The organism is Streptomyces sp. DH10, from assembly GCF_029813805.1.
GTDB classification, from domain to species: Bacteria; Actinomycetota; Actinomycetes; order Streptomycetales; family Streptomycetaceae; genus Streptomyces; species Streptomyces coeruleofuscus.
The window spans coordinates 1-20917 of sequence record NZ_JARVKU010000028.1 but is presented as its reverse complement, the minus strand read 5'-3'; the positions used below and the strand labels follow the sequence as shown (position 1 = coordinate 20917).

At 69.7% G+C, this 20917-nt stretch carries 14 protein-coding genes, 1 tRNA gene and 1 rRNA gene; 3 read left to right on the top strand and 13 right to left on the bottom strand.

Going from position 1 to position 20917, the window contains the following annotated elements:
- Window positions 1–3: 3 nt before the first annotated feature.
- Together QC385_RS38225 and QC385_RS38220 are read left to right on the top strand one after the other, a co-directional pair.
- Window positions 4–831 (top strand): Fpg/Nei family DNA glycosylase, encoded by an 828-nt coding sequence (locus tag QC385_RS38225; RefSeq protein ID WP_279546001.1) that lies wholly within the window; start codon window positions 4–6, stop codon window positions 829–831.
- A gap of 32 nt (window positions 832–863) precedes the next feature.
- Entirely contained in the window at window positions 864–1628 is a 765-nt protein-coding gene (locus QC385_RS38220) for an SDR family NAD(P)-dependent oxidoreductase (RefSeq protein ID WP_279546000.1), read from the top strand.
- Between the two features lie 41 nt (window positions 1629–1669).
- Here QC385_RS38220 and QC385_RS38215 read toward each other — a convergent pair whose 3' ends face one another.
- The 10 genes from QC385_RS38215 to QC385_RS38170 form a co-directional block, all read right to left on the bottom strand.
- A complete protein-coding gene (locus QC385_RS38215) occupies window positions 1670–1927 on the bottom strand; it encodes a hypothetical protein (RefSeq protein WP_279545999.1) in 258 nt (85 codons plus the stop codon).
- 205 nt (window positions 1928–2132) lie between these two features.
- Window positions 2133–2603 carry a Dps family protein gene (locus QC385_RS38210; protein WP_279545998.1) on the bottom strand — a complete coding sequence of 157 codons (471 nt, stop codon included), beginning with the start codon at window positions 2601–2603 and terminating at the stop codon, window positions 2133–2135.
- A gap of 222 nt (window positions 2604–2825) precedes the next feature.
- Window positions 2826–3206 carry a helix-turn-helix domain-containing protein gene (locus tag QC385_RS38205; protein ID WP_003993396.1) on the bottom strand — a complete coding sequence of 127 codons (381 nt, stop codon included), beginning with the start codon at window positions 3204–3206 and terminating at the stop codon, window positions 2826–2828.
- A gap of 109 nt (window positions 3207–3315) precedes the next feature.
- Window positions 3316–3861, bottom strand: a complete 546-nt coding sequence (locus QC385_RS38200; protein ID WP_279545997.1) for a CinA family protein — start codon at window positions 3859–3861, stop codon at window positions 3316–3318.
- Window positions 3858–4694, bottom strand: coding sequence for a CDP-diacylglycerol--glycerol-3-phosphate 3-phosphatidyltransferase (gene pgsA, locus QC385_RS38195; RefSeq protein ID WP_279545996.1), 837 nt, complete (start codon window positions 4692–4694; stop codon window positions 3858–3860). The genes QC385_RS38200 and pgsA overlap by 4 nt, the downstream gene beginning before the upstream one ends.
- Complete coding sequence (gene rimO, locus QC385_RS38190) at window positions 4691–6172, bottom strand: 30S ribosomal protein S12 methylthiotransferase RimO (RefSeq protein ID WP_279545995.1); 1482 nt, start codon at window positions 6170–6172, stop codon at window positions 4691–4693. The genes pgsA and rimO overlap by 4 nt, the downstream gene beginning before the upstream one ends.
- 93 nt (window positions 6173–6265) lie before the next feature.
- Window positions 6266–7111, bottom strand: a complete 846-nt coding sequence (locus QC385_RS38185) for a helix-turn-helix domain-containing protein (RefSeq protein WP_279545994.1) — start codon at window positions 7109–7111, stop codon at window positions 6266–6268.
- Between the two features lie 263 nt (window positions 7112–7374).
- A complete protein-coding gene (locus QC385_RS38180; protein WP_279545993.1) occupies window positions 7375–10110 on the bottom strand; it encodes an FtsK/SpoIIIE family DNA translocase in 2736 nt (911 codons plus the stop codon).
- Between the two features lie 128 nt (window positions 10111–10238).
- Complete coding sequence (locus QC385_RS38175) at window positions 10239–10919, bottom strand: response regulator (protein WP_279545992.1); 681 nt, start codon at window positions 10917–10919, stop codon at window positions 10239–10241.
- A gap of 307 nt (window positions 10920–11226) precedes the next feature.
- A complete protein-coding gene (locus tag QC385_RS38170) occupies window positions 11227–16698 on the bottom strand; it encodes a HAMP domain-containing protein (RefSeq protein ID WP_279545991.1) in 5472 nt (1823 codons plus the stop codon).
- 378 nt (window positions 16699–17076) lie between these two features.
- Between QC385_RS38170 and QC385_RS38165 the strand changes: the two genes are divergently transcribed.
- A complete protein-coding gene (locus QC385_RS38165; protein WP_279545990.1) occupies window positions 17077–19830 on the top strand; it encodes a SpoIIE family protein phosphatase in 2754 nt (917 codons plus the stop codon).
- A gap of 43 nt (window positions 19831–19873) precedes the next feature.
- On the opposite strand, the gene QC385_RS38160 is transcribed toward QC385_RS38165, so the two are convergent.
- The 3 genes from QC385_RS38160 to rrf all read right to left on the bottom strand — a co-directional run bounded on the left by QC385_RS38160 (window position 19874) and on the right by rrf (window position 20915).
- Window positions 19874–19949: transfer RNA gene (locus QC385_RS38160), tRNA-Thr, on the bottom strand.
- A 73-nt stretch (window positions 19950–20022) separates the two neighbouring features.
- The gene (locus QC385_RS38155; RefSeq protein WP_279546058.1) at window positions 20023–20685 is read right to left on the bottom strand and encodes a DegT/DnrJ/EryC1/StrS family aminotransferase; all 663 of its coding nucleotides are present in this window, start codon (window positions 20683–20685) and stop codon (window positions 20023–20025) included.
- 113 nt (window positions 20686–20798) lie between these two features.
- A 5S ribosomal RNA gene (gene rrf / locus QC385_RS38150) occupies window positions 20799–20915 on the bottom strand.
- Window positions 20916–20917: the final 2 nt, after the last annotated feature.

Genomic DNA, 20917 nt, shown 5'->3' with positions numbered 1-20917 from the left:
CCCATGCCCGAAGGTGACACGGTCTGGCAGACCGCGAGGAGGCTGCACGACGCCCTCGCGGGCAAGGTGCTGATCCGCAGCGACCTCCGGGTGCCCCGGCTCGCCACGGCCGACCTCACGGGCCGCACGGTCCTGGACGTCACCCCGCGCGGCAAACACCTCCTGACCCGCGTCGAGGGCGGCCTGACCCTGCATTCGCACCTGCGGATGGACGGCTCCTGGAAGGTGTACGAGAACGGCCGGCGCTGGAGCGGCGGCCCCGGCCACCAGATCCGCGCGATCCTCGGCACCACCGACCGCACGGCCGTCGGCTACCGCCTCCCCGTCCTGGAACTCCTGCGCACCACCGACGAGCACCGCGCGGTCGGCCACCTCGGCCCCGACCTCCTGGGCCCGGACTGGGACCCCGGCCTGGCCCTCGCCAATCTCCTGAAGGACCCCGCCCGCCCCCTCGGCGAGGCCCTGCTCGACCAGCGCAATCTGGCCGGCATCGGCAATGTCTACAAGAGCGAGCTCTGCTTCCTGCTCGGCGTCACCCCCTGGCTCCCCGTCGGCGACCTGCCCGCCGAGCGCGCCGCCAAGCTGCCCGCGCTTGCCAAGAAGCTGCTGGAGACCAACCGCGACCGCCCGATCCGCACCACGACGGGCCGCCGTGGCCAGGACCTCTTCGTGTACGGCCGGGCTCCCCGCCCCTGTCTGCGCTGCCACACCTCCGTCCGCGTCGCCGACCAGGGTGACGGCTCCCGCGAACGCCCCACGTACTGGTGTCCCACCTGCCAGCCGGGCCCCGCCCCGGCCACTCCCCCACCGCGGCGAAGCCGCACCAATTGACGACCCGTCAGAAACGCTCGTACGGTCCCTGTATGCCCGTCACGGCGTACGACCTCACCGGCCGCACCGCGTTCGTCACCGGAGCCGCGAGCGGCATCGGCCGTGCCTCGGCGCTCCTGCTCGGGGAGGCGGGCGCCACCGTGCACTGCGCGGACCGCGACACCGAGGGCCTGCACGAGACGGCGACCCTGATCAAGGACGGCGGCGGCACCGCCCGCACCCACGACCTCGACGTCACCGACCGCGCCCGGCTGAGACAGGCCATCAGCTCCTGCGAGCGCCTGGACGTCATGGCCGCGATCGCCGGGATCATGCACAGCAGCCCGGTCCTGGAGACCCGGGACGAGGACCTCGACCGGGTGCTCGACGTCAACTTCAAGGGAGTGCTGTACGCCTGCCAGGAGGCTGCCCGCCTGATGATCGCCCGGGGCACCGGCGGCAGCATCGTCACCATGGCCTCGGGCGCCGTCGACACCGGCGCTCCCGGCCTGCTCTGCTACGGCGCGGCCAAGGCGGCGGTGGTCCAGCTGACCAGGACCCTCGCGACCGAGACGGGCCGGCACGGCATCCGCGTGAACGCGGTCGCCCCGGGATGGATCCGTACCCCCATGACCGACCGCCACGACAGCGAGGCCCAGGCGCACACCGAGGCCGTCATGGCTCGTATGTCACCCCTGGGCAGGGTCGGCTCCCCGGAGGACATCGCCCACGCGGTCCTCCACCTGGCATCCGACGCCTCGGCCTTCACGACGGGCCAGATCATCCGCCCGAACGGCGGTGTCGCGATGCCCTGGTAGCGCACACCCGCCCACCCAGGGCCCGCGCCACGCCCCCGACGTCACCCCCGCCGCGACACCACACCCCGGCCCCCCGCTCCCAGCACCTTCCGCCACCGCCCCGCACCGACCGCCCCGTTCGCTTGGCCCTTCGGCACGCAATGCACCGGCAGCACACTCAGCCCCCACCCTCCGGCCGCGACCGTCGCCTCCAGCACGCCGGCCCCGGGCGCGACCGCCAGCCGCAGCACCGCCCACCACCACAGCGCCCCCAGCCCCAGCACGGCTCCGCGGACCCCCCAGCGCCCTATCCCCGCCATGGCCGGCACCTCCAGCCCGACGCTATTCGGCCACTCGGGCCGACGGACAGGGCGCACCAACGGCACGCAGGCGCACCGCGCACCCCACCGCCCCGAGCCCCATTGCGCCGAGCCGCGAGACCGCGAGCCGTGAGACCGCGAGCCGCGCAACGCCGAGCGGCGAGCCCTCCGGCCGGCCCGTCGCCTGCTGCCGTGCCCGCTGCGGTCACCCGTTCTCGGCCTGGAACATCCAGTGATGCTTCTCCAGGTCCGCCGTGATCCCGATGAAGATGTCCTGGCTCACCGGATCCGGCTCACCGGTCGCCTCGACCCGCCCGCGCATCCGCGTGATCACCGCGCCGAGTGCCTCGACGAGCGTTCGCACGGCGGTCGTGTCGTCGACCCACCCCTCGGGGGTCACGCCGATGCCGCTGCCGACGGCCACGGTCGCGGCTCGCCCGTCGGGCGGGATCCCGAGCGCCGCGGCGCGCTCCGCCACGGTGTCGGAGTACTTCCGCGCGATGTCGACGACCTCGTCGAGCTGGAGGTGCACGGAACGGAAGCGCTGCCCCACCACGTTCCAGTGGATCTGCTTCGCCACGAGGGCGAGGTCCACCAGGTCGACGAGGGCGCCCTGCAACGCCTCGGACACGGTCTTCAGGCTCGCGTCGGACAGCGGGCTCTTCACGACGTACATCCGCACCTCCGTTGGCTGCCCCCCGCCATCCCCTCAACGATGACCGCCGCACGCCCCATGGGCAAACGCAAACAAATCGGGCACACGCCTGTCCGAAGGCCTGCGGGTAAGCGAAAACCCCGACCGACACCCCTCCGGATCTCCCGGAGAACCCCGGCCGGGGCCTCACCAGTCTCGGCGCCTGGTCGGCGCCGCTCGCTCATGCCACGTACGCGCGAAGCGTCACGCGGCGACGACGTCCACCGCCTCGGCGGGCGCCTTGATGGTCACCCGTTCCGGTGGCACGCCGGTCACCGAAACAGAGCCCAGCATCGGACGAACCGGCGTGGGCACAGGTTCGCTGGGGGTGGCCGCAGCAGACTGAGCCAGCTCGGCAAGGGCGAGTTCGTCGCTCACTTCCCGCATGAGCTCGGACATCCGTACGTCCAGCGCGTCGCAGATGGCGGAGAGCAGCTCGGAGGAAGCCTCCTTCTGCCCCCGCTCCACCTCGGAGAGATAGCCGAGTGAGACTCGGGCGGACGAGGAGACTTCGCGCAGAGTACGGCCCTGGCGCTGGCGCTGCCGACGCAGCACGTCACCCAGCAGGCGACGGAGCAGAATCATCGGTGGCTCCCTCCTCGGACCGCGTAGCCGCATCCATTACGCCCCACCGTACCGCCTTGCGCCGCGGCCGTGCGGGGAGCGATGTCGTGTTCACTCAGGGCTGCAAACATCAAAACCCCCCGTTCCGTTCCGTATCCTGTGCCCGCTCATTCCCAGTCTGTTCGCCCGCAAGCTCCTTCAGGAGCAGTGCGAGTACGCTCCGTACACTCTCTCTACGAATTTCCTCGCGGTCGCCGTTCAACCGCAGAGCCTCCACTTTTCCGCCGCCGGCAGAACCGGAATCTGCCCTCAGGGGTCCGTCCACGGCGACGAAAACCGTCCCGACGGCCTGTCCGTCCTGCGGCTCAGGGCCCGCGACACCGGTGGTCGCGATGCCCCAGTCCGTGCCGAGCGCCTTGCGCACTCCGGCCGCCATCTGGGCCGCGACCTGCGGATCCACCGCTCCTCGCGCCGCCAGCAGGGTGGTGTCGACACTCAGCAGTTCATGCTTCAGCTCGGTGGCGTAGGCCGTCACCGAGCCCCGGAAGACCTTGGACGCCCCGGGGACGGATGTGATCTCCGCCGCGACGAGGCCACCGGTCAGCGACTCCGCGACGGCAAGCGTCCGGCCCTTCACCGTGAGTAGTCGTACCACGTCGGTGGCCGTGGAACTCACGCTTCCTTCTCCTCCAACGCGGCCTTGCGCTCGGCGATTCCCCGCCTGCGCAGCACAATGGCCTGTTTCACATAGTCGAGCCCGGTCACCACGGTCAGAACGACCGCTGCCGCCATCACCCAGAACCTCAGGGTCGCCAGCCACCCCGTCAGCGCCAGCACGTACATGCCCACGGCCACGCCCTGGGTGAGCGTCTTGAGCTTGCCTCCGCGGCTGGCGGGGATGACGCCGTAGCGGATGACCACAAAACGCAGCAGGGTGATCCCGAGTTCCCGGCCGAGGATGACTCCGGTCACCCACCACGGCAGATCTCCGAGCAGGGACAGACAGATCAGCGCCGCCCCCATGATCGCCTTGTCGGCGATGGGGTCGGCGATCTTCCCGAAGTCCGTGACCAGGTTGTACCTGCGCGCCAGATGGCCGTCGAAGAGGTCGGTGATCATGGCGATGGCGAAGGCCGCCCAGGCGAGGGACCGCCACACCGGGTCGTATCCGCCGTCCGCGAGCATCAGCGCGACGAAGGCCGGTACGAGGATCAGCCGGAGCATGGTCAGGAGATTGGCCACGTTCCAGACGCTGGCCTGGTTGACGGCCGCGGCCGCCAGCTTCCCGCCCCGCGGGGGCTTCCCGTCGTCCTGCGCGTCGACGACGGCGCTCTCCGAGCCGTCACCCTCAGACGCCCCACCGCCGCCCGTACCGGGCGCTCCGCCCTCGGCCGACCGCGCGGCCCCACGGCCCATCGCAGCCCCGGGAGCCTTCCCCGAGGCCGGACCCGCCGCGGCCCTCCTCGCGCCGGAGGGGCCTCCCGCCGCGGATGCCGGAGCACCGGTCATCTGCCCGCCTCCTCACTCCACGACGGCGACGCGAACGAGCTCCGAAGCGGCTCGGCCACCAGGTCGACGCCCTCCGTACCGACCACCTTCGCCTCGACCATACGGCCGCTGCTCAGACCCGCGCCGCTCGTGAGCAGCACCTGGCCGTCCGTCTCGGGCGCCTGGTGCGCCGCGCGGCCGTACATGCCCTCCTCGTCGTCGACGGACTCGACGAGCACGTGCACCGTCTGGCCGACGCGCTCCTCGGCACGCTGCGAGACGAGTTCCTCGGCCAGCCGCGAGACGCGGGCCAGCCGCTCGGCGACGACGTCCTCGTCGAGCTTGTTCTCGTAGGTCGCCGCCTCGGTGCCCTCCTCGTCGGAGTAGCCGAAGACGCCGATGGCGTCCAGCCGCGCGCCGTTCAGGAACCGCTCCAGCTCCGCGAGGTCGGCCTCGCTCTCGCCGGGGAAGCCGACGATGAAGTTGGAGCGCACGCCGGCCTCGGGCGCCTTGCCGCGGATCGTGTCGAGCAGCTCCAGGAACCGGTCGGTGTCGCCGAAGCGGCGCATCGCGCGCAGCACACCGGGCGCGGAGTGCTGGAAGGAGAGGTCGAAGTAGGGCGCGATCTTCGGGGTCGACGTCAGCACGTCGATCAGGCCCGGCCGCATCTCCGCGGGCTGGAGGTAGCTCACCCGGACCCGCTCGATGCCGTCCACCTCGGCGAGCTCGGGCAGCAGCGACTCCAGCAGGCGGATGTCGCCGAGGTCCTTGCCGTAGGAGGTGTTGTTCTCGGAGACCAGCATGATCTCCTTCACGCCCTGCTCGGCCAGCCAGCGCGTCTCGTTCAGCACGTCGCTCGGGCGGCGGGAGATGAAGGAGCCCCGGAAGGACGGGATGGCGCAGAAGGAGCAGCGCCGGTCGCAGCCGGAGGCGAGCTTCACGGAGGCGACCGGGGAGCCGTCCAGACGGCGGCGCAGGGGCGCACGCGGACCGGAGGCCGGAGCGAGGCCCTCCGGGAGGTCGGCCGGGGCGTGCCCGGGCAGCGCGACCGCGCCGGCCGACTCCTGCCGCTCGGCCGGGCTGATCGGCAGCAGCTTGCGGCGGTCGCGCGGGGTGTGCGAGGCGTGGATGCCGCCGTTGAGGATCGTCTGGAGCCGGTCCGAGATGTCCGTGTAGTCGTCGAACCCGAGCACGCCGTCGGCCTCGGGGAGGGCCTCGGCGAGTTCCTTGCCGTACCGCTCGGCCATACAGCCCACCGCCACGACGGCCTGGGTTCTGCCGTGTCCCTTGAGGTCGTTGGCCTCCAGGAGGGCGTCGACGGAGTCCTTCTTGGCGGCCTCGACGAAGCCACAGGTGTTCACGACAGCGACGTCCGCGTCCCCGGCGTCCTCCACGAGCTGCCAGCCGTCCGCCTCCAAACGGCCTGCGAGCTCCTCCGAGTCCACCTCGTTACGGGCGCAGCCAAGGGTGACGAGTGCGACGGTACGGCGTTCAGGCATGGGCTCAAGAGTACTTCGTCCCGCTGACACCCCACGTCGACGGGGTTGGCCGTTTCCCGGCCAACCCCGTGGTGACTGCGTCCCTCGAACCGGTTATCCGGCTTCGGGGTCGCCCTTCGTGTACGTCAGGCGCTCCACGGCGCCCGGCTGGAAGTCGTCCTTGATCTTCTTGCCGTTGACGAAGAGGTCGATCGCGCCGGCGTCCCCGAGGACCAGGTGGACCTTCGAGCTGTCCTGGAAGGTCTTGGTGTCGCCCTGCTTGAGGACGCCGTCGAAGATCATCCGGCCGTTGTGGTCCTTGGCGGCGATCCAGCTGCGGCCGTCGACGGCTGCCACCTGGACCGTCACCTTGTCCTGCGGCGCGGCCGCGATGGCGCTGTCGGACACCTCGGGCTTGGGGTCGGCGGGCTTCTTGGTCTTGGTGGTCGGAGAGGCGGAGTCGCCGGGCGTGGAGCCCTCGGCCACGTTCGCCTCGTTGGCTCCGTCGTCGCCCTGGAACATCGTGAACCCGACGAAACCGATCACGGCGACGATCGCGGCGACCATGGCGGCGGTCCAGTTGGGCCCCCGCCGCTCCGGACGGATACGTTCCGCCTCGAACAGGGGAGCCGCCGGGGTCGGCGCCGGGCGCCCGCCGTGCTCGTCGCCGTACTGGGCGAGCAGCGGGGCGGGGTCGAGGTGGACAGCCTTGGCCAGGGTCCTGATGTGCCCGCGGGCGTAGACGTCCCCGCCACAGGCGGTGAAGTCGTCAGCCTCGATGGCGTGCACGATGTTCATGCGGACCCGGGTGGCGCTACTGATGTCGTCGACGGTCAGCCCAGCGGCGATTCGCGCCTGCTGAAGGGCACGGCCGATGGAGGGGCGGGCTTCCTCGCGGTCTTCTTCGACGCGCTCGTCTTCGAACGGACGCTCGTCTTCAGGGGAGTTGCCGATGGACACGGGGGCGCCTTTCGAGCGTGTAGCCGCCTGTGCTGGAGGTTCAGTCTAGGGGGGGTACAAAAGGGTGGGGCAACCGGGCGGTGGCACTTTGTACGCCATCGGAATGGCCCGACATTCCGATGGTGGGAAAGCTGTTCGTCGTTTCCCTCAACTTGACGTACGCCGACGGGAAACGGTTGCTCGATGATCCCTTACGGGTGAGTCACGATCCGGACACCCGTTTGCAGTACAACTCGGCGAGGCGACCGGCGTGTCCCGCTTCCCTACCCTTCAGACTCCCCCCGGATCAGCGCGAGCACGCCATCCAGCTCGTCAGGCTTCACAAGAACGTCACGAGCCTTCGAACCCTCGCTCGGTCCGACGATGTTGCGGGACTCCATCAGGTCCATCAGCCGCCCGGCCTTGGCGAAGCCGACGCGCAGCTTGCGCTGGAGCATGGACGTCGACCCGAACTGCGTGGAGACGACCAGCTCGGCCGCCTGGCACAGCAGGTCGAGGTCGTCGCCGATGTCCTCGTCGATCTCCTTCTTCTGCTTGGTCCCGACGGTGACGTCGTCCCGGAAGACGGGCGCCATCTGGTCCTTGCAGTGCTGGACGACGCCCGCGATCTCCTCCTCGGTCACGAAGGCGCCCTGCATACGGGTCGGCTTGTTGGCGCCCATCGGCAGGAAAAGCCCGTCGCCCTTGCCGATGAGCTTCTCGGCGCCCGGCTGGTCGAGGATGACCCGCGAGTCGGCCAGCGACGACGTGGCGAAGGCCAGCCGCGACGGCACGTTCGCCTTGATCAGACCGGTGACGACGTCGACCGACGGCCGCTGGGTGGCGAGCACGAGATGGATGCCGGCCGCGCGCGCGAGCTGTGTGATGCGCACGATCGCGTCCTCGACGTCCCGCGGCGCGACCATCATCAGGTCGGCGAGCTCGTCGACGATGACCAGCAGGTACGGGTACGGCTGGAGCTCGCGCTCGCTGCCCTCGGGCGGCTTGACCTTGCCCTCGCGTACGGCCCGGTTGAAGTCGTCGATGTGCCGGTAGCCGTAGGCGGCCAGGTCGTCGTAGCGCAGGTCCATCTCGCGTACGACCCACTGGAGCGCCTCGGCGGCCCGCTTGGGGTTGGTGATGATCGGGGTGATCAGGTGCGGGATGCCCTCGTAGGCGGTCAGCTCGACCCGCTTGGGGTCGACGAGGATCATCCGGACGTCCTCGGGGGTCGCCCGCATCATGATCGAGGTGATCAGGCAGTTGATGCAGGACGACTTTCCGGAGCCGGTGGCGCCGGCGACCAGCATGTGCGGCATCTTCGCCAGCGAGTGCATGACGTAGCCGCCCTCGACGTCCTTGCCGAAGGCGACCAGCATCGGGTCGTCGTCCTCCGCGGACTCCGCGAGCCGCAGGACGTCACCGAGGTTGACCATCTCCCGGTCGGTGTTCGGGATCTCGATGCCGACCGCGGACTTGCCGGGGATCGGGCTGATGATCCGCACGTCCGGGCTGGCGACGGCGTAGGCGATGTTCTTGGCCAGTGCGGTGATGCGCTCGACCTTCACGGCGGGGCCGAGCTCGATCTCGTAGCGCGTGACCGTCGGCCCGCGCGTGAAGCCCGTGACACTGGCGTCCACCTTGAACTCGGTGAAGACGTTGGTCAGCGCGGCGACTATGGCGTCGTTGGCGGCGCTGCGGGCCTTGCCGGGGCCCCCGCGCGTGAGGAGGTCGAGGGACGGCAGCGCGTACGTGATGTCCCCGGACAGCTGGAGTTGTTCCGCGCGCGGGGGCAGGTCGCGGGGCTTGGCGGGCGGGGACTTGGTGAGGTCGCGGACGCCCGCCCTCGGCTTCTCCCGCTCGGGCTTGTCCTGCTCGAGCTTCTCCTGCTGCGGCCGGGCGGCCGGGACGGGCGTCGGTGTGGTCGGCTCGCGGTCCCCGACGGTCACGCCCTGGGTGAGGTCGGCGACGATCGGCGAGGGCGGCATCCCGTGCAGCACGGCGCCGTCGAGCGCGGCGGCGGCCGCCGCGGCGACGTCCACGGCGTCCCCGGGACGGTCCATATCGGGCTGTGGCACGGCGGAGCGCCGGGGACGGCCGCGGCGCCGGGAGAGGGCCTCCTGCTCGGCGCTGTCGGGGTCGTACGCCGTGGGCCCCGGCGTACGCCGGCCGCGCGGCCGGGCGGGCAGCGCCTCACGCCACTGCTCGTCGTAGCGCTCGTCGTCCTCCCCGAACTCGTCCTCGGCGGGGTCGCGCACGATCCCCAGCCGCACCCCGAGCAGCCGCAGCCGCTGCGGGATGGCGTTGACCGGGGTGGCCGTGACGACCAGCAGTCCGAAGATCGTCAGCAGCACGAGCAGCGGCACGGCGAGCATGTCGCCCATGGCGTACGACAGCGGGGTCGCCATGGCCCAGCCGATGAGGCCGCCGGCGTCCCTTATGGCCTGCATGCCCTCGCCGCGCGCCGGTGAGCCGCAGGCGATGTGGACCTGGCCGAGCACCCCGATGACGAGCGCGGACAGGCCGATGACGATGCGTCCGTTGGCCTCGGGCTTTTCCGGGTGGCGGATGAACCGCACGGCGATGACGGCGAGCAGGATCGGCACGAGCAGGTCGAGCCGGCCGAAGGCGCCGGTCACCAGGATCTCGACCAGGTCGCCCACGGGGCCCTTCAGGTCGGCCCAGGTGCCTGCGGCGACGATCAGCGCGATACCGAGCAGCAGCAGGGCGACACCGTCCTTGCGGTGAGCCGGGTCGAGGTTCTTGGCGCCCTGCCCTATGCCGCGGAAGACGGCGCCGACGGCATGTGCGACCCCGAGCCACAGGGCGCGCACGAGCCGGTAGATGCCCCCGGTCGGGCTCGGAGCCGGTTTGGGCGCGGCCTTCTTGGCCGCGGCCTTCTTGGCGGGCGCCCTTTTCGCTGGAGCCTTTTTGGCAGCGGCCTTCTTCGCCGGAGCCTTCGCCGAAGCGGCCGCCTTCTTCGCGGGCGTCTTCTTGGCTGCGGAGGGACGTGAGGCCATGGGTGTGAGGTTACCGGTGGAGACGACAAGGGACACGTGTGCCTACGGCTTCACCCGTTCGTGTCGCTCCGAAAGAGGCCCAGAACTTGACGCGCGCTCATGAGCGGGCAACGACGCCTGGCCGGGCGTCAGTTCTGCGAGGACACCGACGACGTGCTCCCGGTGCCCGGCTCCAGCGCGTCCAGCGCCCGCCGCAACCCCGTGAGCTTGCGCTCCAGATGAGCCGCCGTGGCCACCGCCGCCGCGTCCGTCGAGTCGTCGTTGAGCTGCTTGGTCAGCGCCTCGGCCTGCTCCTCGACGGCCGCGAGCCGCGCCGAGAGCTCGGCGAGCAGACCGGCCGACTCCTTGGCCTCACCCTCCGCGTCCTTGCCGTTGCCCTCCAACTGGAGCCGCAGCAGCGAGGCCTGCTCACGCAGCTGGCAGTTCTTCATGTACAGCTCGACGAAGACGGAGACCTTCGCGCGCAGCACCCACGGGTCGAACGGCTTGGAGATGTAGTCGACCGCGCCCGCCGCGTAACCCCGGAAGGTGTGGTGGGGCCCGTGGTTGATCGCGGTGAGGAAGATGATCGGGATGTCCCGGGTCCGCTCCCGCCGCTTGATGTGCGCGGCTGTTTCGAAGCCGTCCATGCCCGGCATCTGGACATCCAGCAGAATGACCGCGAAGTCGTCCGTGAGCAGCGCTTTGAGCGCTTCCTCCCCGGACGATGCCCGCACCAGCGTCTGATCGAGCGCAGAGAGGATCGCCTCCAGCGCAAGCAGATTCTCCGGCCGGTCATCGACCAGGAGGATCTTGGCCTTCTGCACCATGGCCCGCCCTCCTCGCCCCGGCGTGGGGCCTCCCCTGTCCGCAGGACCTGGGGTCGCACCGGTGGGTGCCGCCCCAGGGGACGACTCCCTTGCGCCGCCCGTCCTTGTGCCGGTCATCGTAGCCGCACCCCGCCTGTCGCCACACCCTGTCACCGGGATGTCACTGTGCACATAGCAGAAACGCAGCAGGAGACCAGAAGGTTCCCCAGATCTCGTACTTCTACACGACTATGCGCACACTGAGTCCGCAACTCCGTGTGAACACCGAACCTTCCCGCCAACGTTGCGTAACGGTCCAACCTTCCCCTCATTCCCCTCGCATCCACTGATCCATCACCGTCAGCAGGTGATCGGGGTCGACCGGCTTCGTGACGTAGTCGGAGGCGCCCGACTCGATCGCCTTCTCCCGGTCGCCCTTCATCGCCTTCGCGGTCAGCGCGATGATCGGCAGCCCGGCGAACTGCGGCATCCTGCGGATCGCCGTGGTCGTCGCGTACCCGTCCATCTCGGGCATCATGATGTCCATCAGGACGACCGCCACGTCGTCGTGCTGCTCCAAGACCTCGATGCCCTCACGGCCGTTCTCGGCGTACAGCACGGACAGGCCGTGCTGCTCCAGGACGCTGGTCAGCGCGAAGACGTTGCGGATGTCGTCGTCGACGATCAGGACCTTCTGGCCGCCGAAGCGGATGCCGCGCCGCGGCTTCGGCGCCGCCTCCTGCTCCGCGGGCGTCCACTGCTCCGGCTGCGCCGGGCGCGGGGCCAGCTCCGGCATCCTGCGCCGCCGCCGGAACAGGGCGGCCGGACCGTTCTGCGTCTCGTTGTACGACTTCACCTCGGCCGGCGTCTCGACCTCGACCTCGGACAGCTCGGACAGGTCCGGCGTCGACGCCATCAGGTCCCCGGGCTCCAGGGCCGGCAGCTGCTGCTGATAGCCCTGCGGCGGCAGTTCGCTGGGGTGCAGCGGCAGGTACAGCGTGAACGTCGAGCCGCGGCCCGGCTCGCTCTGCGCGTAAATCTCACCGCCGAGCAGCTGGGCGATCTCCCGCGAGATGGACAGCCCGAGACCCGTACCGCCGTACTTGCGGCTGGTCGTGCCGTCGGCCTGCTTGAACGCCTCGAAGATCACCCGCATCTTGCTGGACGCGATGCCGATTCCGGTGTCGGTCACGGAGAACGCGATCAGCTCGGCCTCCGGGTCGGTCAGCGACCCCGTCTCCAGCAACTGCTCCCGGATCTTCTGCGGCACGTCGTCCCGCGCCGGCCTGATGACCAGCTCCACCGACCCGGAGTCGGTGAACTTCACCGCGTTGGACAGCAGGTTGCGCAGCACCTGGAGCAGCCGCTGCTCGTCGGTGTGCAGCGTCGCGGGCAGCTCCGGCGACACCCGAACGGACAGATCCAGGCCCTTCTCCGCGGTCAGCGGGCGGAAGGTGGCCTCCACGTAGTCCACGAGCTGCACGAGCGCGATCCGCGTCGGGGAGACGTCCATCTTGCCCGCCTCGACCTTCGACAGGTCGAGGATGTCGTTGATGAGCTGGAGCAGGTCGGAACCGGCCCCGTGGATCGTCTCGGCGAACTCCACCTGCTTCGGGGAGAGGTTCCCCTCGGCGTTGTCGGCGAGCAGCTTGGCCAGGATCAGCAGCGAGTTGAGCGGCGTACGCAGCTCGTGCGACATGTTCGCCAGGAACTCGCTCTTGTAGCGCATCGACACGGCGAGCTGCTCGGCGCGCTCCTCCAGGACCTGCCGCGCCTCCTCGATCTCGGTGTTCTTCACCTCGATGTCGCGGTTCTGCTGGGCCAGCAGCTCGGCCTTCTCCTCCAGCTCGGCGTTGGACGCCTGGAGGGCCTTCTGCCGCTGCTCCAACTCAGCCGAACGCTCACGCAGTTGCTCGGTCAGCTCCTGCGACTGCGCCAGCAGCAGCTCGGTCTTGGTGTTGACGGAGATGGTGTTGACGCTCGTCGCGATCATCTCGGCGATCTGGTTGAGGAAGTCCTTCTGAATCTGCGTGAACGGCGTGAAGGACGCCAGCTCGATGACCCCGAGCACGCTGCCCTCGAACAGCACCGGCAGCACGATCACCTGCGCGGGCGGCGCCTCACCGAGCCCCGAGGAGATCTTCAGATAGCCGCTCGGCGCGTTCTCCACCAGGATCGTGCGCTTCTCCTCGGCGGCCGTGCCGACCAGCGCCTCACCCGGCTGGAACGACGTCGGCATGGAGCCCATCGAGTAGCCGTACGAACCAAGCATGCGCAGCTCGTACTGGTCCTCGTCCGCGGCGTTCATGTCCTCGCCGTCGACCAGCGGCATCGCCACGAAGAACGCGCCGTGCTGCGCGGACACCACCGGCGTCAGCTCGCTCATGATCAGCGAGGCCACGTCCTCCAGGTCCCGGCGGCCCTGCATCAGCGCGGAGATCCGGGCCAAGTTGCCCTTGAGCCAGTCCTGCTCCTTGTTGGCGATCGTGGTGTCGCGCAGGTTGGCGATCATCTTGTTGATGTAGTCCTGGAGCTCCTGGATCTCCCCGGACGCGTCCACGTCGATCTTCAGGTTCAGGTCACCGCGGGTCACCGCCGTCGCCACGCGCGCGATGGCACGCACCTGCCGGGTCAGGTTCCCGGCCATCTCGTTCACGGACTCGGTCAGGTCCCGCCAGGTGCCGTCGACGTCACGCACGCGTGCCTGACCGCCGAGCTGTCCCTCCGTACCCACCTCGCGGGCGACTCGGGTGACCTCCTCGGCGAAGGACGACAACTGGTCGACCATCGTGTTGATGGTCGTCTTCAGCTCCAGGATCTCGCCGCGCGCATCGATGTCGATCTTCTTCGTCAGGTCACCCTTGGCGATGGCCGTGGTCACCATGGCGATGTTGCGCACCTGGCCGGTCAGGTTGGACGCCATCTGGTTCACGGACTCGGTCAGGTCCTTCCACGTGCCGGCCACACCCGGCACGTGCGCCTGCCCGCCGAGGATGCCGTCCGTGCCCACCTCACGGGCCACCTTGGTGACCTGCTCGGCGAACGAACTCAACGTCTTCACCATCGTGTTGATGGTGTCGGCGAGCTGCGCGACCTCACCACGCGCCTCGATCGTGACCTGCCGCGTCAGGTCACCGTTGGCGACCGCCGCGGAGACCTGGGAGATGTTCCGCACCTGAGTGGTCAAGTTCTTGGCCATCAGGTTGACGTTGTCGCTCAGGTCCTTCCAGATGCCCGTGACCCCGGGCACGTGCGCCTGGCCGCCGAGAATGCCCTCGGTGCCCACCTCACGGGCCACCCGGGTCACCTGCTCGGCGAAGGAGGACAGCTGGTCGACCATCGTGTTGACGGTCGTGACGAGCTCGAGGATCTCGCCCTTGGCGTCGACGGTGATCTTCTTCGACAGATCACCCCGGGCGACCGCGGTCGTGACCTCGGCGATGTTGCGCACCTGGATGGTCAGGTTGTTCGCCATGCCGTTCACGGACTGGGTGAGGTCCTTCCAGGTGCCGGAGACGCCCTGCACCTCGGCCTGGCCGCCCAGGATGCCCTCCGTACCCACCTCACGGGCCACACGCGTGACCTCCTGGGCGAACGACGACAGCTGATCCACCATCGTGTTCAGGGTGTTCTTCAGCTCCAGGATCTCGCCGCGCGCGTCCACGTCGATCTTCTGCGACAGATCACCCCGGGCCACCGCGGTCGCCACCTGCGCGATGTTGCGCACCTGCGCGGTGAGGTTCCCGGCCATGCCGTTCACGGAATCGGTGAGGTCACGCCACACACCGGCGACGCCGGGCACCTGCGCCTGTCCGCCCAGCCGGCCGTCCGTACCCACCTCGCGCGCGACCCGGGTCACCTGGTCGGCGAAGGCCGAGAGCTGGTCGACCATCGTGTTGATGGTGTTCTTCAGCTCCAGGATCTCGCCGCGCGCGTCCACGTCGATCTTCTGCGACAGATCACCCCGGGCCACCGCCGTCGTCACCTGCGCGATGTTGCGCACCTGGGAGGTGAGGTTCCCGGCCATGGAGTTGACGGAGTCGGTGAGCTCCTTCCACGTGCCGGACACGCCGTCCACCTGGGCCTGACCGCCGAGACGGCCCTCCGTGCCCACGTCCCGGGCCATCCGGGTCACCTGGTCGGCGAAGGACGACAGCTGATCCACCATGGTGTTCACGGTGTTCTTCATCTTGAGCATCTCGCCGGAGACGTCGACCGTGACCTTCTGCGAGAGGTCACCGTTGGCCACAGCCGTCGTCACCTGCGCGATGTTCCGCACCTGTCCGGTGAGGTTCCGGAACGCCGTGTTGACGGAGTCCGTCAAGTCCTTCCAGGTCCCGGCCACGCCCGGCACCTGCGCCTGACCGCCCAGCTCACCCTCGACACCGATCTCGCGAGCCACACGGGTCACTTCAGCACCGAAGGCGGAGAGCTGGTCGACCATCGTGTTGACGGTGTTCTTCAGCTCCAGCATCTCGCCGGCCACGTCCACGGTGACCTTCTGCGACAGATCACCGTTGGCCACGGCCGTCGTCACGGCGGCGATGTCCCTCACCTGAGTGGTCAGATTCCGGAAGACCGTGTTCACCGAATCGGTGAGGTCCTTCCACGTCCCCGCCGCACCCGGCACGTTCGCCTGACCACCGAGCCGCCCCTCGGCCCCGACCTCGTTGGCCACACGCGTGACCTCGTCCGCGAAGATCCGCAGCGTCTCGGTCATCTGGTTGATCGTCTCGGCGAGCTGCGCGACCTCGCCCCGCGCCTGCACGGTCACCTTCCGCGACAGGTCACCGTTGGCGACCGCCGTCGTCACCTCCGCGATGCCGCGCACCTGGGCCGTGAGGTTCCCGGCCATGGTGTTGACGGAGTCGGTGAGCTCCTTCCACACGCCGTCCACCCCGGGCACCTGCGCCTGCCCGCCCAGCGCACCCTCGGTGCCCACCTCACGGGCCACCCGGGTCACCTCGGAGGAGAACGCCGACAGCTGGTCCACCATCGTGTTGACGGTGTTCTTCAGCTCCAGCATCTCGCCGGCCACCTGAACCGTGACCTTCCGGGACAGATCACCCTTGGCGACCGCCGTCGTCACCAGCGCGATATCCCGCACCTGAGCGGTGAGCCGGTACGCCATCGTGTTGACGGAGTCCGTGAGATCCCGCCATGAACCCGACATACCACGCACACGGGCCTGCCCGCCCAGCTTGCCCTCGGTACCCACCTCACTGGCCACACGCGTGACCTCGTCGGTGAACGTCGACAGCTGGTCGACCAGGTTGTTGACGGTCCGCCCGACCTTCAGGAACTCGCCGCGCAGCGGCTGCCCGTTCCCGTCCGGCACCTGCGTCCGCAACTCCATGCGCGGCGACAGATCACCCTCGGCCACCGCGGAGAGCACCCGGCTGACCTCGGAAACCGGCCGCACCAGGTCGTCCACCAGGGCGTTCGAGTTGTCGATCGCGGTCGCCCAGGAGCCCTCGCAGGCCCCGGTCTCCAGCCGCTCGGTGAGCTTGCCCTCCCGGCCCACCATCCGCCGCACGCGCGAGAGCTCACCCGTCAGATGCAGATTGCGGTCGGCAACCTCGTTGAAAACCGCCGCGATCTCGGCCATCACGCCGTCCCCGGACACCGTGAGCCGCTTGCGGAAGTTGCCGTCCCGCATCGCCACCAGGGCAACCATCAGCCGGTTCAGGGCTGCCGTGTCCACTTCAGTAGTGCCGCTGCGCACTTTGCCCTGACTACTTGGGGACTGTCCGCCTTTCGCGCGCGTCTTCTTGCCACGCGTCGCTGCGCCAGACTCCACTGTGTCCCTCCCGCAGGGGTCGACCGTCACTGCTGTGCTGAGGTACCGCGCTCGGCGTACCGGTTACTACTGCGTATTCTCCGCCCTGCATACCAGGCCGTTCCCAGGGGGCTGCTGCCCCCCGTACGCAGAAGACACTCAGCCTGCCCGGACTTTCACAAGAAGCTTGCCCAGTGTTTCACCCTGGCCGAACCAGGCCATAACAGTTCGGCAGCTTCGCACATCGTCCGCACACCCTCCGGACGGAAACACTGCAGACCGGCATCCGCATGGACCGCGAAGGTAAGTAACCTTGCATCCGGCTGTCCAGCCACGCCGGTCCGTCCGGCCTGGGCGGTGGCACGAAGACGAGCGGGCATCGGAGGGGCGGCCGCACACATGACCACCGGACTGATCCCTGGGGGACAGCCCCCGGACCCCCGGCCGACGGGCGGCCTGCCGCAACAGCGGCGCGAGCCGGTCGGTCACGCAGCCCAGCACGTCGAGAACCGGTCGAGGAGTTCTGTGATCACCGCGCGAGCGGCCGCCAGTTTCGAGCCCGTCGGGCGATCTGTCGCCAGCGCCCGCTCCTTCGTCCGCGACACCCTCCAGGGCTGGGGGTTCGCCGACATCGTCGACGACGCCGTCGTTCTCACCAGCGAACTGGTGACCAACGCCGTGGTCCACGCCGGCACCTCCGCCGACCTGCTCTGCCTGCGCAGCGACGAGGGCGTGCGCATCGAGGTGGCCGACCGCTACCCCGAGCGTGAGATCCCGCTCCAGGCCTCGGCCATCAACATGGGCAGCCCCGACCGCGAGGGCGGGCGCGGCCTCCAGCTGTGCGCGGCCCTCGCCGGCCACTGGGGCGTCGAGTACACCCCCACCCACAAGACCGTCTGGTTCCAACTCGACCTCCCCGCCCGGACAGTGGGCACCCGCGCGGCCGGCCCGGCCCTCCCCGTCGGCCTCCTCCCCCTCGCCGACGGCCGGGTCCGCGTGGCCGTCGTCCAGATCGACCGCACCGGCCACATCACCGCCTGGAACGAGGACGCCGAGGACCTCTTCGGCTACTCGGCCGAGCAGGTCACCGGCAAGCCCCTGACCGACCTCGCTGCCTGGCCGCACACCCCGGGCACCAGCACCGGCATCGCGGAGGCACTCCAGCTCTCCCGCTGGGAGGGCAGCTACGGCGTCCGCGCCGCCGACGGCCGTGTGACCCCCGTCTACGCCTCCCACCTGCGCGTCCGCGACACCGGCGGCGAACCGTCAACCGTGTGCCTCCTGGTACGCGACCACGAACGGGCAGTTCTCCAGACACCTCTGCGCGTCCCCGCCTCCGACACCGGCACCACCTCCGAGGGCCAGAGCACCGACCCCTTCGAGGTGTTCATCGGCTACCCCGCCCCGGACGACCTCGACGGCCTCCTCCAGCGCACGGTCGAACGCGCCCGCGACATGCTCGACGGCGACTCCGCGTTCCTCCTGCTGGCCACGGACGACGAGACGGAACTGGAGGTCCGCGCTTCCACGGGCCTGCCCTCCGCCCGCCAGCGCTTCGCCCGCGTCCCCGTCGAGGCGGGCTCCGGCCGCTACGGGTCCGCCCGCATGCCGGCCGTCCACGACGACCTGACGGCGGTCCCCGGCGCGGTGCCGCTGCTGAACGGCACGGGCATGCGCTCGGTCGTCACGGTCCCGCTGAAGGTCGAGGGCCGCCTCACCGGCTCGCTCGGCGTCGCCGCCGAGGCCCCCGGCAGATATTCCAACGAGGAGGCTCTGCGCCTCCAGTTCGCCGCCGACCGCATCGCACTCGCCGTCGAATCGGCCCGCCTCGGCGAACTGGAACGCCTGCGCCGCGGCTCCCTGAACTTCCTCGTCGAGGCCTCGGACCTGCTCGCCGGCACCCTGGACCGCGACCAGACCCTGGCCCTGATGGCCCAGATGACGGTCCCCACCCTCGCCACCTGGTGCGCCGTCTACACGATCGCCCACCAGGCCTCCGAGCCCTACCTCTCGTACGTCCTGCACGAGGACGAGGAACTCATCGACGGCATCAAGTCCCTGCTGTCGAAGGTCCCCCCGCCCGACCCGGTCCCCACCCCCGGCGCCCGCGTCTGGACGGCCCCCGCCGAGGTGGCCCACCAGGCGGCCCTGCGCAGCTCCATGCGCAGCCTCGGCCTCAGCGGCGGCCCGACCCACCAGGTCACCCCCGGCATCGGCCCGACCCTCGCCACGGCATCCGCGGTGGGCGGCGAGACGGTGGTCCTCCCCCTGGTCGCCCGCAACCGCGTCATCGGCATGCTGACCCTCGGCAAGCCGACCGACGAGCACTTCCGCCAGGAGATCCTGGAACTCGCCGAGGACCTTTCCCGCCGGGCCGCCCTGGCCCTGGACAACGCCCGCCTCTACTCCGAGCGAACGGCCATCAGCCAGTCCCTCCAGCGCAGCCTCCTCCCACCGGAACTTCCCACGATCGAGGGAGTCGAGGTCGAGGTCATCTACCGCGCCGCCGGCGAGGGCAACGAGGTCGGCGGCGACTTCTACGACGTCTTCCCCATCCGCGACGGTGCCTACGGCTTCGCCATCGGCGACGTGTGCGGTACGGGCCCGAACGCGGCGGCGGTCACGGGCCTGGCCCGTCACGCCCTGCGCCTCCTGGCCCGCGAGGGACTCAGCGGCCCGGCGGTCCTGGAGCGCCTCAACTCCGCCATCCTCGACGAAGGCGCCCGCAGCCGCTTCCTCACCCTCCTCTACGGCGAGATGCGCCCCCAGGAGGACGGCAGCGCCGAACTCAAGGTCGTCTGCGCAGGCCACCCGCTCCCGCTGCGCCTGCGCCAGGACGGCTCGGTGGAACCGGCGGCCGAACCCCAGCCGCTCCTCGGCGTCATCGACGACTTGGAGCTCTACGAGCAGACGGTCACCCTCGACCCGGGCGACGTCCTCCTGTGCGTCACGGACGGCGTCACCGAACGCCGTGAGGGCGCCCGCATGCTGGGCGACGACGGCCTCGCGGACGTCCTCACGACCTGCACGGGCCTCACGGCCGGTGCGGTCGCGGCCCGCATCATGCGCGCGGTGGAACGCTTCGCCTCGGACGCCCCGTCCGACGACATGGCGATCCTGGCGATGCGCGTCCCGGGACTCCACAAGGACTAGGACATGAAAAAGGCCCCACCCGTGAGGGTGGGGCCTTTTCTGCTGGAGCCCCCAAACGGAATCGAACCGTTGACCTTCTCCTTACCATGGAGACGCTCTACCGACTGAGCTATAGGGGCCTGTCGCCTGCGGGGTTTCCCGCGCGGCAACGGGATAGATCATACCCCGAACAGACCCGTGCTCCCAACCGCGTCAGAAGGCGGGCTGGAGAAGCCCTCCAAGGGCATTGCAGGCGGACACGATCCGCTGCATGTCCCGCTTGGTCAGCGTGGCGTCCACAGGCAGTGCGAGCGTCTCGTCGGAAGCCCGCTCCGTCTCCGGGAGAGAAACACACCGCCGGAATTCGGGCAGCCGGTGCACCGGAGTCTTCACCGGCACCCGGCACTCGACCCCCTTGGCCCGCACAGCCCGCGCGAAAGCATCCCGATCCGGTCGCCCATTGCCCGGAACCCGCACGACGTACTGCTGATAGGTGTGCCCGTCACCGTCGTCCGGCGTCCGCACGCCCCTCAACTTCGCATGGAGATAAGCCGCCCGCTCCCTGCGCTGGGCTATCTCGTCGTACGGCGCCTCGGACTCCCCCTGTTCCAGCACGAGCAGCCCGTGCCGCGCTCCCAGCGTGTGAAGCCGCGCGATGTCGGCGAGCCGCCCGAAGCGGTGTACGACCACCACGGCCGCGGTCCGCGGAGTCACCGCCGTTTCCACAGCGGAGGCATCGAGACAGTAGGTGACCGGATCTATGTCGGCGAACACCGGCATCGCCCCGGCCTTGGCCACGGCCTCGGCGACCTCGACGTTCCCGAAGGCCGGCACGACGACCTCGTCACCGAGTCCGACACCGGCGGCCCTGAGCATTGCAGCAGTACCCATACCGTGGATGCTGATCGCGCAACGTGAACTTCAAGTGACGCAGAACAAAAAAGGGCTGGACCCGTAACCGAAGTTACGGGTCCAGCCCTTCAAGAATTGTTCGGCGGCGTCCTACTCTCCCACAGGGTCCCCCCTGCAGTACCATCGGCGCTGTAAGGCTTAGCTTCCGGGTTCGGAATGTAACCGGGCGTTTCCCCTACGCTATAACCACCGAAAC